1 protein-coding gene is annotated in these 1,286 nt (G+C 42.2%); it reads left to right on the forward strand.

Going from position 1 to position 1,286, the window contains the following annotated elements; translation table 11 throughout:
• The first annotated feature begins 118 nt into the window (after positions 1 to 118).
• Positions 119 to 1,090, forward strand: coding sequence for a transposase (locus DKT73_RS19960; RefSeq protein WP_111640276.1), 972 nt, complete (start codon positions 119 to 121; stop codon positions 1,088 to 1,090).
• Positions 1,091 to 1,286: the final 196 nt, after the last annotated feature.

A 1,286-nucleotide genomic window follows, 5' to 3' on the forward strand; every position in this document is an offset into this window, starting at 1 on the left:
TTTCTAAGCCACCCACCTCAGTAAGCCAGTAATATCAAGGCATTGGCTTTAGACTTGATGGATTGCATCTATACTGTATATAATTACAGTATTATTTCTCAGGAAGAGGAGGTTATTTATGGCACAGCCAAGAAGTCAACAAATCAGTGTAACGGATACGCCTTATTATCACTGTATCTCTCGTTGTGTTCGGCGAGCCTTTTTATGCGGTGAGGACCCCATCTCGGGCGACAGTTATGCGCACCGTCGTGGTTGGGTTGAAAAGAGATTGTTGTTTTTAGCCAGTGTCTTTTCTATCGATGTTTGTGCTTATGCTGTGATGAGTAATCATCTTCATGTTGTGTTGCACATCAACCTGGAAAAAGCCGCACAGTGGTCGACATTAGAGATATTGCAGCGTTGGCATAAATTGCATAAAGGTACTTTGTTTACACAGCAATACGTACAAGGTGAGGTTCTTTCTGAGTTTGCATTGTCTTTAGTAGAAGCGTCGGCTGAAACGTTTCGAAAGAGGCTGATGGACATTAGTTGGTTTATGAAAGAACTGAATGAACCGATTGCCCGCCAAGCCAATGCTGAAGACAATTGCACAGGAAGATTCTGGGAGGGCCGTTTTAAGTCTCAAGCTTTGTTGGATGACGCTGCGTTAATTGCTTGTATGGCTTATGTGGATCTTAACCCTTTACGAGCCAACATAAGTGAGACGCCAGAAGATTCAGATTTTACGAGTCTAAAGAAACGAGTGGATTCTGCTAAGAAGCAGCAACAGCCAAAGAGACTATTTCCTTTTGTTGGTAACCCAAGAGAAAATAGGCCAGATGGCTTGCCTTTTCAATTGCCAGATTACCTAGAATTGGTTGATATGACGGGGCGAATCATACGAGATGATAAACGAGGTGTGATAGAGGCGTCGCTACTGCCGATTCTCCAACGGCTCACGATTTCATCAGAAAACTGGCTTTGTATTGTTACACAATTCGGTGAAAAAACGGGGCATGTTGTTGGTAGAGAGCATTCAATTGCCCACTATTGTGAATCGCATCAACGACAACGAAAACCCCGACAAAATAGTGCTCAGCTGCTAGTCTAAACAGTGTCTTAAATTCCGTCACACATCCTCGACTGATTTTCAGTCGGCCTTTCTGCGTCTCAAATTTGATTAAATGTCCCTAGTTTCCAATTTTTGGTCAATCTCACACGTTTTATTTGCTCAATAGCCTAACTTTGCTAAGAGAAGGGATTTTTTTGATTATATTGGATGAGTATTTTTTACAGTGCGTGTCTTG

The organism is Marinomonas shanghaiensis (genome assembly GCF_003259175.1).
GTDB lineage: Bacteria > Pseudomonadota > Gammaproteobacteria > Pseudomonadales > Marinomonadaceae > Marinomonas > Marinomonas shanghaiensis.